At 52.8% G+C, this 16,454-nt stretch carries 12 protein-coding genes; 10 read left to right on the top strand and 2 right to left on the bottom strand.

Features of this window, described 5'->3' with window-relative positions; all coding sequences use genetic code 11:
• The first annotated feature begins 10 nt into the window (after positions 1–10).
• The 9 genes from kdsC (at position 11) to npr (ending at position 6,005) form a co-directional block, all read left to right on the top strand.
• Positions 11–577 (top strand): 3-deoxy-manno-octulosonate-8-phosphatase KdsC, encoded by a 567-nt coding sequence (gene kdsC, locus F7Q90_RS01805; RefSeq protein ID WP_006121738.1) that lies wholly within the window; start codon positions 11–13, stop codon positions 575–577.
• On the top strand, positions 574–1,155 hold the full coding sequence (lptC, locus tag F7Q90_RS01800) for an LPS export ABC transporter periplasmic protein LptC (RefSeq protein WP_006121737.1): 582 nt from the start codon (positions 574–576) through the stop codon (positions 1,153–1,155). The genes kdsC and lptC overlap by 4 nt, the downstream gene beginning before the upstream one ends.
• Positions 1,124–1,678: a lipopolysaccharide ABC transporter substrate-binding protein LptA gene (gene lptA / locus F7Q90_RS01795; protein WP_006121736.1), complete on the top strand. Its 555-nt coding sequence runs from the start codon at positions 1,124–1,126 to the stop codon at positions 1,676–1,678. The genes lptC and lptA overlap by 32 nt, the downstream gene beginning before the upstream one ends.
• 5 nt (positions 1,679–1,683) lie before the next feature.
• Positions 1,684–2,409 (top strand): LPS export ABC transporter ATP-binding protein, encoded by a 726-nt coding sequence (lptB, locus tag F7Q90_RS01790; RefSeq protein WP_006121735.1) that lies wholly within the window; start codon positions 1,684–1,686, stop codon positions 2,407–2,409.
• A gap of 48 nt (positions 2,410–2,457) precedes the next feature.
• Positions 2,458–3,894, top strand: a complete 1,437-nt coding sequence (gene rpoN / locus F7Q90_RS01785) for an RNA polymerase factor sigma-54 (protein ID WP_006121734.1) — start codon at positions 2,458–2,460, stop codon at positions 3,892–3,894.
• A gap of 18 nt (positions 3,895–3,912) precedes the next feature.
• Positions 3,913–4,200: a ribosome hibernation promoting factor gene (hpf, locus tag F7Q90_RS01780; RefSeq protein WP_006121733.1), complete on the top strand. Its 288-nt coding sequence runs from the start codon at positions 3,913–3,915 to the stop codon at positions 4,198–4,200.
• A gap of 152 nt (positions 4,201–4,352) precedes the next feature.
• Positions 4,353–4,832, top strand: coding sequence for a PTS IIA-like nitrogen regulatory protein PtsN (gene ptsN, locus F7Q90_RS01775; protein ID WP_006121732.1), 480 nt, complete (start codon positions 4,353–4,355; stop codon positions 4,830–4,832).
• Positions 4,833–4,881: 49 nt separating this feature from the next.
• A complete protein-coding gene (gene rapZ, locus F7Q90_RS01770; protein WP_006121731.1) occupies positions 4,882–5,736 on the top strand; it encodes an RNase adapter RapZ in 855 nt (284 codons plus the stop codon).
• The gene (gene npr, locus F7Q90_RS01765) at positions 5,733–6,005 is read left to right on the top strand and encodes a PTS phosphocarrier protein NPr (RefSeq protein WP_006121730.1); all 273 of its coding nucleotides are present in this window, start codon (positions 5,733–5,735) and stop codon (positions 6,003–6,005) included. Before rapZ ends, npr begins: the two co-directional genes overlap by 4 nt.
• A gap of 2 nt (positions 6,006–6,007) precedes the next feature.
• On the opposite strand, the gene mtgA is transcribed toward npr, so the two are convergent.
• Positions 6,008–6,727 carry a monofunctional biosynthetic peptidoglycan transglycosylase gene (gene mtgA / locus F7Q90_RS01760; RefSeq protein ID WP_006121729.1) on the bottom strand — a complete coding sequence of 240 codons (720 nt, stop codon included), beginning with the start codon at positions 6,725–6,727 and terminating at the stop codon, positions 6,008–6,010.
• A gap of 874 nt (positions 6,728–7,601) precedes the next feature.
• Positions 7,602–9,938, bottom strand: coding sequence for an aerobic respiration two-component sensor histidine kinase ArcB (gene arcB / locus F7Q90_RS01755; protein ID WP_006121728.1), 2,337 nt, complete (start codon positions 9,936–9,938; stop codon positions 7,602–7,604).
• A gap of 892 nt (positions 9,939–10,830) precedes the next feature.
• Here arcB and F7Q90_RS01750 point away from each other — a divergent pair.
• Complete coding sequence (locus F7Q90_RS01750) at positions 10,831–16,362, top strand: glutamate synthase-related protein (protein ID WP_006121727.1); 5,532 nt, start codon at positions 10,831–10,833, stop codon at positions 16,360–16,362.
• Positions 16,363–16,454 lie beyond the last annotated feature (92 nt).

The following is a 16,454-nucleotide window of genomic DNA, read 5'->3' as shown; positions in this document are numbered from 1 at the left end:
GGAAGACACAATGCAGTCTGAGATTGCCGCTATAGAAACATGTTACGGCCCGGTCAGTGCCGACATTATGGCCCGTGCCGGGCACATTCGCCTGCTGATTTGCGATGTGGACGGCGTGATGTCTGATGGCCTGATCTACATGGGTAACAGTGGAGAAGAACTGAAAACCTTTAATGTGCGCGACGGTTACGGCATTCGTTGCCTGCTGACCTCGGACATTGAAGTGGCTATTATTACCGGCCGCACGGCCCGGTTACTGGAAGACCGCTGCAAAACGCTGGGGATTCGCCATCTTTATCAGGGGCAATCAGATAAGCTTTTGGCCTATCGCGAACTTCTGGATACACTGTCGCTCTCTGACGAGCAGGTGGCTTATATTGGTGACGATCTGATCGACTGGCCAGTTATGGCAAAAGTAGGGCTCAGCGTAGCGGTGGCCGATGCGCACCCGCTGCTGTTAGCGCGAGCGCGTTACGTCACACGTATTGCCGCTGGGCGCGGCGCAGTGCGTGAACTGTGCGATCTCATTTTGATGGCGCAAAATAAATTTGAGGATGCCAAAGGGCAATCAGTATGAGTAAAAGCAGGCGTTGGATAACGTTGGGGCTGGCCTTGATTGCGCTGGTGCTCATTGGCTGGAATTTCACTAACCGGGACAGCGACGATGGCGCACCGGTAATGAATAATGATCAAACGCCAACCTACACCAGTGCCAATTCGCATACCGTAGTTTACAACCCTCAGGGTGGCCTGGCTTATAAGCTAATCTCGGACAAAGTTACGTATTTCGAAAATACGGGAACCAGCTGGTTTGATAATCCGGTCATGACAACCTACGACGAGAATAAAATGCCGACCTGGACGGTACGTTCAGATAAAGCAAAGCTCACTAAAGATCGTATGCTGTATTTATATGGTCATGTTGAGCTGAATGCGCTGGCGCCAGATTCTGAACTGGAGCGCATCAAAACGGATAACGCTCAGGTCAATCTTGTCACTCAGGACGTCGCCTCGGACGATCAGGTGACGTTATATGGCCGCAGTTTTAACTCTACCGGCATGAAAATGCGTGGAAATTTACGGACAAAGCAAGCCGAGTTACTCGAAAAGGTCAAAACCTCTTATGAAATTCAAAATGAACAAAAACAGCATTAAGTTTTTACTGGCCAGCCTGCTGCTTGCAGCCAGCCTGCCGGCGCTGGCGCTGACCGGTGACTCGGACAAACCCGTTAATATCGACTCTGAAAATCAGTCGCTGGATCTGCAAGGCAACGTCGCGACCTTTACCGGTAATGTGGTCGTAACTCAAGGGTCGATCAAGATTACGGCAGATAAAGTCGTGGTGACACGTCCGGGCGGCGACAGCAAAAAAACTATCGTTGATGCTTACGGCAATCCGGCGACCTTCTATCAGATGCAGGACAACGGTAAACCGGTACAGGGACACGCGTCCAAACTGCATTACGAGCTTGCTAATCACTTTGTTGAGCTGACGGGCAATGCGTACATTGAGCAGTTGGACAGCAATATTAAAGGCGACCGCATTACTTACCTGGTCAAAGAGCAAAAAATGCAGGCTTACAGCCAGGGCCAGAGCAAGCGCGTGACCACAGTTCTGGTGCCGTCGCAGTTGCAGGACAAGCCCGCGTCAACCAATAGCGAAAAAAAGAGTAACTGATCACTATGGCCACATTAATCGCAGAGAACCTGGCGAAGGCGTACAAAGGCCGTCGCGTGGTTGAAGACGTCAGTCTGCAGGTAAAATCCGGTGAAATCGTCGGCCTGCTCGGCCCAAACGGTGCCGGTAAAACCACCACCTTCTATATGGTGGTCGGGATTGTTCCGCGCGATGCGGGCCGCATTGTCATCGACGATGAAGACATCAGTATTCTGCCGCTCCACGCGCGTGCGCGTCGCGGTATCGGCTACCTGCCCCAGGAAGCGTCAATCTTCCGGCGTCTGAGCGTTTACGACAACCTGATGGCCGTGCTGCAAATTCGTGATGATTTAACCGAAGAACAGCGACAGGATCGGGCGAATGAGCTCATGGATGAGTTCCATATTGCACATCTGCGCGACAATATGGGACAGTCACTGTCGGGCGGTGAACGTCGCCGTGTGGAAATTGCCCGTGCGCTGGCCGCAAATCCCAAATTCATTCTGCTGGATGAGCCTTTTGCCGGTGTTGACCCGATTTCCGTTATTGATATCAAAAAGATTATTGAACATCTGCGCGACAGTGGGCTTGGCGTGTTAATCACTGACCACAACGTGCGTGAAACGCTGGCGGTCTGTGAACGGGCCTATATTGTCAGCCAGGGCAACCTGATTGCTCACGGTACGCCGAATGAAGTCCTTGCAGATGAGCAGGTTAAACGTGTTTATTTGGGTGAAGAGTTCAGACTCTGATAAGGTGTCGTTAATACTGATGGTTACCCGGGAATATTCATCCTGTCTATGAAGCAAGGTTTACAACTCCGGCTCAGCCAGCAACTGGCGATGACCCCACAACTGCAACAGGCGATACGTCTGTTGCAGCTTTCTACGCTTGAACTTCAGCAAGAGCTACAGCTGGCCCTGGAAAGTAATCCCCTGCTTGAACAGACTGAACAGCATGAAGAAATAGACGCAAAAGAGTATCAGGAAGGCGAAGCGGGACTTGATACGCGTGAAGCGCTGGAACAAAAGGATATGCCCGAAGAGCTGCCGCTCGACGCGACCTGGGATGAAATCTATACCGCGGGAACGCCATCAGGAACCGGTACGGACTATCAGGATGACGAACTGCCCATCTACCAGGGCGAAACCACCCAGTCGCTGCAAGATTATCTGATGTGGCAGGTTGAGCTGACGCCGTTTAGCGATACCGATCGGGCGATCGCGACGTCTATCGTCGATGCCATTGACGATACGGGTTATCTTACCGTTTCGCTTGAAGACATTCTCGACAGTATCGGCGATGATGAGCTGGAAATGGACGAAGTTGAGGCCGTTTTAAAGCGCATTCAACATTTTGATCCGATCGGCGTAGGTGCACGTGATTTGCGTGATTGCCTGCTGGTACAGTTGTCGCAGTATGCGCCTGAAACGCCAACGCTCTCTGAAGCCCGCCTGATCGTCAGCCATCATCTTGATCTGCTGGCCAACCATGATTTCCGCAGCCTGATGCGCGTCACGCGTTTAAAGGAAGACGTACTGAAAGAGGCAATGCTGCTGATTCAGTCGCTCGATCCACGTCCGGGCCAGTCGATCAATACTGGCGAACCTGAATACGTTATTCCTGATGTGCTGGTCCGTAAAGCTGCGACGCGCTGGACGGTGGAACTTAATACCGACAGTCTGCCGCGGCTTAAAATCAATCAGCACTATGCCGCCATGGGCGGTGCTGCGCGTAATGACAGTGACAGTCAGTTTATCCGCAGTAATTTGCAGGAGGCGCGCTGGCTGATCAAAAGTCTGGAAAGTCGCAATGAGACGCTGTTAAAAGTCTCACGCTGCATTGTTGAACAGCAACAGGCCTTTTTTGAGCAGGGCGAAGAGTTTATGCGTCCGATGGTGCTGGCCGATATTGCCCAGGCGGTGGATATGCATGAATCCACGATTTCCCGCGTCACCACGCAAAAATATCTTCACAGCCCGCGTGGCATTTTTGAACTGAAGTATTTTTTCTCCAGTCATGTTAATACTGAAGGAGGAGGCGAAGCCTCATCTACTGCGATACGGGCACTGGTAAAAAAATTAATCTCGGCGGAAAATCCCGCTAAGCCCTTGAGTGACAGTAAACTGACCTCCATGTTATCTGATCAAGGGATCATAGTGGCACGTCGTACCGTTGCAAAATATCGAGAGTCTTTGTCCATACCGCCTTCAAACCAACGTAAGCAGTTGGTTTAACAGAGAGAAGGAAGACCTATGCAGCTGAACCTTACCGGGCAAAATGTTGAAATCACCGAGCCACTGCGTGAATTCGTCACGGCGAAATTTGCCAAACTGGAACACTACTTTGATCATATCAACCAGGTATATGTTGTCCTGAACGTTGAGAAGGTGACACAGGTTGCTGATGCCACATTGCACGTTAACGGGGGCGAGCTGCACGCCACATCGGAAGCGGAAGATATGTATGCGGCAATTGACGGGCTGATTGACAAGCTGGCCCGTCAACTGACCAAATATAAAGACAAGTTAAAAAAACACTAACCTTCACGCTGGCAGGCGCGCCGGGCGCGCAGAGCTGAAAGGATGGGGCGGATTAACCGCCCCGTTTTGTCATCTGTGCCAGCGCCATGATTCCGCTACGTGATTACCGCGTACCGGTTTACTGGCTAAGTGAACTCGCAAGTGAAACGAAAATGAACAATGATTTAACACTGGAACTGAGCACAGTGCTTTCGCCAGACTGCACCCGCAGCAGCGTACACTGCCAAAGCAAAAAACGGGCGCTGGAAATTATCAGTGAACTGGCCGCTAAGCAGCTCAACCTGCCGCATCAAACGCTGTTTGAAGCGATACTGACCCGCGAGCGCATGGGAAGTACCGGTATTGGCAACGGTATTGCTATTCCGCATGGCAAGCTGGAGGAGGATACGTTACGTGCCGTCGGTGTCTTTATCAGCCTTGAGCAACCCATCGCATTTGATGCCGTGGATAATCAGCCTGTCGATCTCCTTTTTGCGCTCCTCGTGCCCGCGGACCAGTGTAAAACTCACTTACATACACTGTCGTTAGTCGCCAAACGGCTGACGGATAAAACGGTTTGCCGCCGTCTGCGTGCTGCGCAGAGCGATGAAGAGCTGTATGCCATCATTACCGAAGAACAAACAGAGCAATAAAGCGCGTGATTTACCGGCGTGAGCCGGCTTTAAAACGGGAGAGAAGGTCATGGTGCTGATGATCGTCAGCGGTCGGTCAGGCTCAGGAAAATCAGTGGCGCTGCGCGCGCTGGAAGACATGGGTTTTTACTGCGTGGATAACCTGCCGGTCGTGTTGTTGCCTCAGCTGGCAGAATCACTGGTTGAGCGCAATATCTCTGCGGCGGTGAGTATCGATGTGCGTAACATGCCTGAGTCGCCTGAAATTTTTGAAACCGCGCTCAATAATCTGCCTTCCGGATTCTCGCCCCAGTTGCTGTTTCTTGATGCCGACCGCAATACGCTGATCCGCCGTTACAGTGATACGCGTCGCCTCCATCCCCTGTCCAGCAAAAATCTGTCGCTGGAAAGCGCGATTGATGAAGAGAGTGACCTGCTCGAGCCGCTGCGCTCGCGGGCCGATTTGATCATTGATACGTCAGAGATGTCGGTGCATGAACTGGCTGAGATGTTGCGTACCCGCTTACTGGGTAAACGCGAGCGGGAGCTGACTATGGTGTTTGAGTCGTTTGGCTTCAAACATGGTATCCCCATTGATGCGGACTACGTCTTTGACGTGCGTTTCCTGCCCAATCCACACTGGGATCCCAAACTGCGCCCGATGACGGGGCTGGATCGTCCCGTCGCGGCTTTTCTGGATCGTCATACCGAAGTCCATAACTTCATTTATCAGACACGCAGTTATCTGGAACTCTGGCTGCCCATGCTGGAAACGAACAACCGCAGCTATCTCACCGTGGCGATTGGTTGCACCGGTGGCAAACACCGCTCGGTGTATATTGCAGAACAGCTCGCTGATTATTTCCGCTCCCGGGGTAAAAATGTACAGTCCCGTCATCGCACACTGGAAAAACGTAAATCATGACCGTTAAGCAAACCGTGGAAATCAGAAACAAGCTGGGCATGCATGCACGCCCCGCCATGAAGCTGTTTGAACTGGTGCAAAGTTTCGATGCCGAAGTGCTGTTACGCAACGAGGCCGGCACAGAAGCCGAAGCCAGCAGCGTTATCGCGTTGCTGATGCTGGATTCCGCCAAGGGCGGCCATATTGAGATCGAAGCCAGCGGCCCCCAGGAAACTGACGCGCTGGCCGCCGTCATTGAACTCTTCGAAGCCGGTTTCGACGAAGAGTAACATCAGTCCAGATGATTGCGCTGCAGGAAGCCCTCTCCTCCCAGTTGGCGCATCTGTCGGAGTATCCATTGCTGGCGCTGGCGCACATAGCCTGACGGCGCGTCGGCACGAAAGCGCAGCGGGTTAGGTAAAACGGCCGCCAGTAACGCCGCTTCTGACATGCTTAAGCGACTGGCAGGCTTGTTGAAAAAACGCCGGGACGCAGCCTCAACACCAAAGGTCCCTTTACCAAACTCCGCGATATTCAGGTAAACCGTTAAGATACGGCGTTTAGTCCAAACGGTTTCCAGGCCGACCGTCAGACCCGCTTCCAGTCCTTTACGCATCCAGCTACGTCCATCCCACAAAAACAGATTTTTAGCCGTTTGCTGTGACAGCGTTGACGCACCGCGCATCCGGTTATCATCGCTGTCCAGTACAGACTGAATGGCTGCCACATCAAAGCCCCAGTGGTGAGGAAAGTTTTGGTCTTCCGACGCGATAACGGCCAGCCTTATCCAGGGCGACATCGCCTGTGTCCCCACCCAATCCGAATGTGAGACATAGCTGAAATCGCCACGCAGCCAGGCACCGATCTGGCGTTCAGCCATCACGGCAGAGAAAGGCACCGGGAGAAAGGAAAAAAGTAAAATACCTGCCAGCCACAGCCCTGCCCAAATCAGCAGAATGCGCAGCACAATGCGCTTTACACCCTGCCAAAGCTTCCCTTTATGCTTACTCATACAATCGTCTCATCATTATGTCGTTTTTTAATTAATTTCAGGTGTAATCACCCCTGATGATAAAAAGCGTTCCTGAAAAATTCGCCGTCCGGGCCTGTCACCTTTATGATATGGCAAAGAAAATGCATCTGCGATGCAACAATAGTATGAATGAGTTCAATAAGTTCCCTTAAAAAGGAATCGGTTCCATTTACGAAGTCTCACACCATTCCTTGCAGGGCGATGAGACTAATTCGTGATAATTGCAGCCATCAATGTTCCATAAAACTTATATTTTATTTCGGGCGCGCCTGAATACAGGTTGCAGCAATGCTGCAGGCATTAACGTACTTATGTCATTTCTTAACCGCAATGCATGTTTTTTTATTAATATGTTTCCCCAAACATTACAAACTTTTCTATTGATAAAACCTTTTAAGCGCAAGGGCGGATGACGTTTTCCGAAACGTTTTGGACCTTCCTGACCCGATCCTTTCATTATTCTTTATTATCATAAGTTTATAGTCAATTCAGTTCGCATCAGTGACGAATCATTTGTGTTAAGAGGCTTAACACAGGCTTTGTTAACAAATTTGGGTTAAACCCGTACAAAAAACAGAACTTTTGTTCAAAAAAACAACCAATGTAACGGTAAAATTGATTCCTTTCTTGACTATGTTGGCAAATTAATGTTTCCTGTATTTAAACGCTGTTCAACATCACAAATTTTAATGAATCTTGTCACAAGCTAATTCGAATTTGATAAGGTGTTGCATGTGTTAACCAATACCCGTTGTTGCCTTGAAAAACACTAAGCATAGCAGCAGCGACTTTTTCCCTGGTGTTGGCGCAGTATTAGCGCACCCCGGCCTCGGCTGGGGTCATTTTTTTTGGATCACCGCTGTTTCTCAGCCACCCACTCGCGCAATATCTGCACATCGTGCCGCCATTCACGCTTCAGCTCTTCCACCCATTCGCCCACGTTATCCCACCAGGCCGGTAATTCTGGGCTTTGAATTTGTTTCGCGATCTGTTGCAGATGCTGTAAGCCAACGGACCCTGCGGCACCTTTGATTTTATGGCCCTCTTCAGCAATGCCTTTTTCGTCGCGTGCCATCAGGTTGGAGTCCAGTACATCGAGGTAGCCCGGCATCATCTGTTCGAAGATGGTCAGGCTTTGCGTAATCAGACCGGGTCCCACCAGTTCCAGATACTGTTCAAGCATTGGAATGTCCAGCAAGGTATCGGACTGACGACTGCCCGGCGTCATAACGGCCTGATCATCGTTTCCGGGTTGGTCATCCCAAAACTTTTTGATGATGGCCGTTAACGCAGGTACGGCAAGCGGTTTACTGAGCACATCGTCCATGCCCGCGTCAAAATACTCTTTTTTGTCTTTCAATACGTTGGCGGTTAAGGCAACCAGCGGCGGCAAATGCGCATCAGGATACCGTTGACGAATGGCACGCGACACGTCCATGCCGGTCATGTCCGGTAACTGAATATCCAGCATCACCAAATCGAACTCCAGCGGGTCAAACATCTCAAGCGCTGCTTGCCCCGTCATGGCAACGTCAACGCTGCATCCCAGTTTTTCCAGAACCGAGCGTGCCACAATGACGTTCAGCTCAATGTCTTCCACCAACAGCACGTGCAGGGCCGGAAGCGGCAGCGTATCGTCAACGCCTTCATCTTCTACTTCCTCGGCAATACGCGGCGCTTTAATCACCACGGTAAAACAGGAGCCCTGGCCCGGTGCACTACTGACGCTGATATCCCCGCCCATCGCCTGCGCCAGACGGCGGGAGACCGCCAGGCCGATACCGGTTCCGGTTGCCGGTTTGCCGCCATGCTGATCGGTAACCTGATAATACATGGCAAAAATTTTGTCCTGCTCTTCCTCGCGAATGCCCTGCCCGGAATCCTGTACCTCAAAGCGCAGCGTTTCATCCTGTTCATAGGCGATACGCACGATGATTTCACCCTGCTGAGTAAACTTCACGGCATTGCCGATCAGGTTCCACAGGATCTGCCGTAGTCGTGTACCATCCGTTGAGATTTTATGAGGCAGCGGTAACTGCGGGGCCATGACAAACTTCAGGCCTTTTGGCTGCGCCAGCAAGCCAGAGAGATTCTCCAGATCGGCCAGGAAACTGGTGAAATCCAGCGGCTGGTTGTCCAGCTGTACCTTGCGTCGCTCGATTTTGTCCACTTCGATGACGTCGTTAAAGATATTGCCCAGGGTGATGGCAGAGACATGGATGGTTTTCAGGTACTTGAGCTGCTCCTGATTCAGATCGGTATCCAGCAAAATGCGGCTCAGACCGACAATGCCGTTAAGCGGCGTACGAAGCTCGTGGCTGATCGTAGAGATAAAGGTGGTCTTTTCCCGGCTCGCATTCTCCAGCGCGTCCTGATAGCGTTTACGTTCGGTTATATCGCGGCCAAAGCCCATCAGGCCGCTGCGCTTACCGACCCGGTCGTAATAGGGCACTTTACGAATTTCAAAACAGGCTTTCCGCCCATCGGGATACTGCAGCCACTGCTCATAGGTGAGCGAGACGTTATGACGAAAGACTTTTTCATCGGTTTCCAACACTTTAGTCGCCGTGTCATTGTCATAAATATCATGTGGCGTGAGCCCGATAAGCTGTTTTTCACTTTTACCGGTCAGCAGCTCCATGGCGCGGTTACAGCCTGAGAACTGCTTGTCGATATTGCGATAAAAGACCAGATCTGGCGATGCATCCAGAAAAGAGCGCAGGAAAGACGACTGTTGTTCCAGCTCTATTTGCGCCTGCTCGCGCCGCGCCACCTCTTCGCGTAGCTTAGCCATGACCTGCTCACGTGCCTGCTCCGCTTTTTTACGATCGGCAATTTCCTGATTGAGTCGGGAAATGGTCTCTTTCATCTGCTGATTCAACTCAAGATCGCGCGTACGCATTTCTTCCAGCTTATCCACCAGCCTGGCAAGACGCTGGCGTGACTCTTCCAGCTGATCGACCACCACGGAAAGAAAATAAACCGCCCAGGGCGTGATCAACAGACCGAAAAAGACCGATCGCACCATATCAATACTTTCGACATGACCACGCAGTACCATGGTCACCGCCATCTGCACAATCATGGCCAGCACGACCAGTGCAGACGCCAGCAGCAGCGAAAAACGGATCAGGCCAAGCTTGACCATTAAATCAACATAATATTGCGCCAGCAGGCGAATCTGTTTCATAAACACTCCCTGGGTGAGAACAGCCACATGATAGCGTATTTAGGTCACCGTCGTCTTAGTGCATCCGGCGAGATCGCGACCGTCATGCACTTATATGGTGCAAAACGCCGTTGCTTCGCCGACGTTTGCCCCATTATTGCTAAAACCCTTGACTAATTGTGCTAACTCAATGAATCTGTAGGGCCGTCTGCTAAACAGACGCGCGTATCCAACCTCTTCTTTTCCGTCTGACAAGGCTTTATTGTCACGACGCCCTGTTTTTCATGCATAGCCATTCACATTATTCGAAGTTTTAAGCAACGCGACCTGATTAATTTTACTAATCACATGCCTCTTATTGATTCAAATTTGCTGCTATAAGAAAAACAGATACATCCTGCGCTTCCACTGCCTGTAGCAGCATTTGATGCTGTTTAGTACCCTGTCGCCAGCATACTTCAGCGATTTCACGCCACTGGCACAGTGATAGAGTTCACATTTCCCTCTCTGCCGCTTAATGAAAAACTGACACAATTTAGACACAAAAGCATAATAAATTCATTTGGTTATCGACATAAAGACGTGATTAAACTGTGTCAGGCTCGCTATTTGACCTTGATTCGCTTTCCCGATAAGTTGGAATTCCGCTGAAAGCTTTCATGATGGGCAAGCGTCACGGCATATCTATGCAACATGACGCCCGCATGGTTTGAGTCATCTCCTTTCGAGAACGGAAACACCACGCGCTACACATCCACGGACTTATCCTCCTGCCGATGAAAAGTGCGTAAAACGAAATCGCGCAGGCTGTCAGGCGCGGGAATAAAAGAATGCGCGCTGGGAAAAGTGTTTAACCAGGCTCAGTGCCTGAAACAATGCAGGTAATGTCAAAAGCAGTTTAAGGAGACCCTCAATGTCCACTAAAAAACCTGAATCCTATGGCTTATATAACCCAGCAGCAGGAAGTGACAGCTGTGGTGTAGGTTTCATTACCCGTAAGGACGGCGAGCAGACCCACGACATTCTGCGTATGGCGCACAGTGCACTCTGCACGGTTCCGCACCGTGGTGGCATGTCCGCTGAAGGCGTGGGTGATGGCGCGGGTGTCAACGTCGATCTTTCACTGCACTTTTTCCGTAAAATTACCGGTCAGGCGCTGGAAGCCGGTCGCTTTGGCGTGGGTAACTTCTTCGTTCCTAAAGATGCTGAACTGCGTGCCAATGCGGAGCGCCTGGTAGAAGAGACGCTGCGTCATTTTAATCTGCCGGTGATCATGAAACGCGAAATGCCGCTGGATAACAGCGTGACGCGTCCAGCCGCTGTCCAGTTTCAGTTGCCCATCGTGCAATGGATTTTTGCTGCGCCTCAGGATGTCAGCCACCAGAACGATTTTGAAAAACGGATTTATCGCGCCCTGCTGGCGATTGAGGCAGAGGCCTTTACGAAAAGTGAGTTTGGCGGTTTGTATCCGCTGTCGCTTTCGTCCCGTACCCAAGTATTCAAAGCCCGTCTGAATTCCAATGAGGTCATTCCTTATTTCAAAGATCTGACCGATCCCGATCATCAGGTCCGTGGGCTGTTTTTCCATACCCGCTTCTCAACCAATACCGATCCGCACACCACTATGGCGCAACCTTTCCGGTTAATGGCCCATAACGGTGAGCTGAATACCGATCGTAAAAACCGGATTGCTGAATCCGCGCTGGCCTCTGCGCGTGGAAAAACTATCGTTCGCCCGAAAGGTCAGTCAGACAGTTCCCGTCTTGACCAGAGCATTCACAGCCGCCTGATGGAAGACGATCTCGACTTAATCACCGCCGTAGTGTCGATGATGCCACCTGCATGGGAAAATGACACCGCGCTCTCTCCGGTGGTGCGTGACATGCTGGAATATTTCTCACTCTATGAAGAGAAGAACGACGGCCCTGCGGCGTTGATCTTTGGTAATGGGGAAGTGATTGGCGCACGTCTTGACCGTCTGGGTCTTCGTCCACTGCGTTCGGTTGAAACCGCCGAGTATATTGGTGCCATGTCGGAAGCCGGCCAGATTGCCTTTCCCCCGGAAAGCGTACTGCGCCGTGGTCGTATCGAAGCCGGCGGCATGCTCTATTTTGATCATCGCGAAAAACGCAGCTATACCACGCATGAAGCGCTGGAAAAGCTGGCTGCGGAAAAAGATTACGCTGCACTGCTCGGCAAATCTCGTTTCGATCTCAATGAGTTGCCTGTCATCCCTGCTGAGAAACAAGGGTCGCCTCTGCGCTATCGCGGCGATCTGAAAACCTATCAGCGCTTTGTGGCTTACTACTATAACCAGGAAAGCTTCAAATTCATGATGGACCCGATGCTGAACACCGGGGCCGAGAAAATCTCTGCTATGGGTTACGGCAACGCGATCAATGGTCTGTCCGATCACGAAGGCGGCATGGCGCACTACTTTTCGCAGCGTTTTGCACAGGTCACTAACCCACCGCTGGACTCCATCCGTGAAGCGGACGGTATGACGCTGCGCGTGGCACTGGGAGCCAAACCGCACCTGGGACGCAGTAAAGGCCGTCAGATTATTGTGCCGACGCCTATTCTGACGCACCTGGACATGCTACAGCTGCGCGAACAGAACGTCGCACCTTATGCCCGTTTTGACATGCTGTACGAACCTGTCACCGGCAAAGACCTGCTCAGCCGTACGGCCAACGCCACTGCGCTGGAGAAGGCGATTGACGATCTGGCTCAGCAGGTCGTGGATTTCGCGCGTTCCCAGGGCGGGATCGCCGTCCTGACCGACCGCCACATCTCGTCCACCCATGCCGCCCTGCCCATGCTGTTGGTGGTTTCTGCGGTGAACCAGCGCCTGGTCCAGGAAGGATTACGTCTTGACGTGTCCCTGGTGGTGGAGAGTGGGCAGATTATCTCGTCGCATCACATTGCCGCGACGCTGGGCTTTGGTGCCTCTGCTGTCTATCCGCTCGGCGTACAGATGCGTGCCGAAGAGAAATTTGGTGAAGGTGAAGAAGGCAATAAAGCCTTTAAACGCTATGCCAAAGCCGCCGAAAAGGCCCTGATGAAGACCATGGGTAAAGTGGGCCTGTGTACCGTTGAAAGCTACAGTAGCGGTGAGTTCTTTGAACCTAACTTCCTTAACACTGACGATCCGGTGCTGAAGAAGTATTTCCCGAATATCAAAACACCTGTTGGTGGCGCGGGCTTTGCCACCATCGCGCAAATGGCAGTGGACTGGCATCAAAGCGCGCTGAAAATTCAGGGCGAATCAGAAGTGCCATTGCTGGGGCTGTTTAAAGAGCGCGCAGAGGGCGCAGGCCACTCCTACGGCACCATTGCCGTGCGTACCTTTATTGATATGACGGAAGAGCCGATTCGCTTTGCGGACAAAGCGCGCGAAGAGGACAATTTCATTCGTCTGATGACGCTGGCCCGTCTGGATAATGCGTTTGGCATCAAGCCTGACACGTTCAAGGACAGCAGCTTTGAGCGCATTCCTGATGACGTGATGAATAACTTTACCATCACAGCCGATTACCGTCAGTTCTCCAGCCTGATGTATGAAGAGCGTAAACGCCGCCCTGCTGCGCTGCGTGACATTCTGGCCTTCCCGGCCGATCTGACGCATATCGACAGCGAAGCGGAATTCCGCCGTAAACTGGGCCGTTATTCGCTGACCAACAACGGATTTGCTACTCGCGGCCTGGAATGCGAGGCCATCGAAGGCAGCCCGAACACCTTTATGCTGCGGCTGACCGATGCCATCGCTGGGCTGAAGCCGGAAAGCGAACGTCTGCTGAATCTGTCACGGGCTCTGAAAGCCCGCTTCAGTGACGAAATCGAATCGGCGGACGTGGTCGCAGGCGGCCTGAAAATCACCGCCGTAGGTAAAGCTGCCGACTATCTGTCGCGCATTTTTACTGCGCTGCCCTCACTGCCGTTAAGCGAAATTCAGCCTGCCTGTGAAATCACTCGCACTTTCGCCTCCGGGGCGATGAGTCACGGCGCGCTGGTGGCTCCGGCACATGAAGCTGTCGCACATGGCACCAACATGGTCGGCGGCATGAGCAACTGCGGGGAAGGCGGCGAGCATTATTCCCGTCATGGCACTATCCGTGCGTCCCGTATCAAGCAGCTGGCGTCAGGTCGTTTCGGCGTCTGGGCGGCGTACCTGGCCGATCCGATGCTGGAAGAGCTGGAGATCAAAATTGGTCAGGGTGCAAAGCCTGGTGAAGGTGGCCAGTTGCCTGCGGCTAAAGTCACCGTCGAAATCGCGGCGGCACGTGGCGGCACACCGGGCGTTGAGCTGGTCTCGCCACCACCGCACCACGACACCTACTCTATCGAAGATTTGGCCCAGTTGATTCACGACTGCAAAGCGGCGCGTGTTCGCGTCATTGTGAAGCTGGTGTCCTCTGAAGGGATTGGCACCATTGCCGTGGGCGTAGCGAAAGCCGGTGCTGACGTTATTAACGTCGCCGGTAACACGGGCGGTACGGGCGCCGCCTCGGTGACCAGTCTGAAATATACCGGTCGCGTCGCGGAAATCGGCATTGCCGAAGTTCATCAGGCGCTGTGTGCGAACGGCCTGCGCGACAAAGTCCTGCTGCGCTGTTCAGGTGCACAGCAGACAGGCAGCGACGTGGTGAAATCCGCGCTGCTGGGCGGTGACAGCTTTGAATTCGGTACGACTGCGCTGATGATGCTGAAATGCGTGATGGCGAAGAACTGTAACGTCAAATGCCCGGCAGGGTTAACCACGAACGCCGAAGCCTTTGATGGCGATCCGCGTCAGCTCGCACAGTATTTCCTGAATGTGGCGCACGAAGTCCGCGAAATCCTGGCGCGTATGGGCCTGCGCTCGCTGCGTGAAGCCCGTGGGCGCGCTGACCTGCTCCATTTGATGGTTCACCCGCTGGAAGTCGGCAAGCTGGATCTGCGCGCCATGCTCACCGTGGTGCCAGAGCTGAAAATCGACAAGCCGGTTTATCTGGAAAAAGATTTTGAGCTGGATGATGGCTGGGTAGAAGAACTCAACCAGCAACTGGTGACAGCGGGCAAGACATCGCTGCAGTTAGGTCACGATGTCGTCCTGAACAACCGCAATAAAAGCGTGGGCGGTCAGTTGGCGATCGATATCGAGCGCATGCTGAATCATACCCTGACAGCAGAGCAACTGCAGGCGATGCCCTCTGTGCTGCAGGACGATCGCGGTCGTCGCTATCTGGCGCCGGCCACGGTGCATATTACGACCACCGGCTCAGCCGGTCAGTCCTTCGGTGCCTTCTGCAATGACGGCATGCTGATGCAACATCGTGGCACCTGCAACGATGGGGTGGGCAAAGGCCAGTGCGGCGGCGAGCTGGTGGTGTTATCACCGGGCGGCGGCGCACAGGACAGCGATGGCAACGTCCTGATCGGTAACTTTGCTCTGTTTGGCGCAACGGGCGGCCGCCTGTTCGTGCAGGGCCAGGCGGGTGACCGCTTCGCAGTGCGTAACTCTGGCGCCACTGCGGTAGTGGAAGGCGTCGGTGACTTCTGTTGCGAATACATGACCAACGGTGCCGTGTTGAACCTGGGCACCTTTGGTAAAGGCTTCGGTAACGGCATGAGCGGCGGCTTTGCTTACCAGTACGATCCGTACGGCTCACTGGCCAACCATGCAGCGGGCGATTCCGTTCTGTTTGGTTCCATTGCCGATGCCGATGAGCTGGCACAGATTCATAAGCAGGCCGTGCTGACCATGCTGAACTGGCATCTGGACGCCACGCAGTCACCACGTGCGGCCTGGCTGCTGGAGCACTGGGAAACCGAATGTCAGCACTTCGTGTATGTAATGCCGCGCTCTCTGCTGCTGTATCAGGATGGCGGTGAAATCCTGAAGGCGAAATCCCGTAAGGATTTGCTGGAAGAACTCTCAACCGCGCTGGCAGCGCATCAGGTGGCAAAATTCAAAGCCGCGTGGCGTGAGGGCAAAACCATTGCAGACGGTGCCGTACCGGCTTATGGCGCGACAGATACGGTCGAGATGTTTGTATTGCTCAATAACTACACCGTATTGAGCTTCGCGCAGCAGCTGGCTCTCGGCAAGTTACCGAAAGGCACCCACGTTGAGGATCCGGCGGTCGAGAAAGCGGTTCGTAATTTACTGATGACAGAGGACTTTTCGCTGGTCAGTAAACTGCAGCGCCATGCGCGGGCAGCCATTGAGAACTACAGCGACAGCGAATTAGCCAGCCTGATCGGTTCAAAACGTATGTCCGATTACAAAGCGGCACTGACGCAACGCAACATCCGTTCCATGGACAGCCTGGCCACCTATGGCTGGATCATGTATCAGGATGCCTGCAACCGTGAAATCCTTGGTCGTCTGCCTGATTTTGAAGAGTTGTTTGCACGTGCGGCATTACCTGAAATTGCGGCGGCGGTAGGGAAACTGGCCTGACAGCTGCGTCTGTAAACTGAACTGTGTTTAATCATGATTACCCGGAGGGTTTCGCGGTACCGGGCGGAGGTCAATCCCGAGCCTCTCTGTGG

The sequence above is a fragment of the Pantoea stewartii subsp. stewartii genome (assembly GCF_008801695.1).
Lineage (GTDB): Bacteria > Pseudomonadota > Gammaproteobacteria > Enterobacterales > Enterobacteriaceae > Pantoea > Pantoea stewartii.
This window is presented reverse-complemented; position numbering and strand designations above follow the sequence as displayed.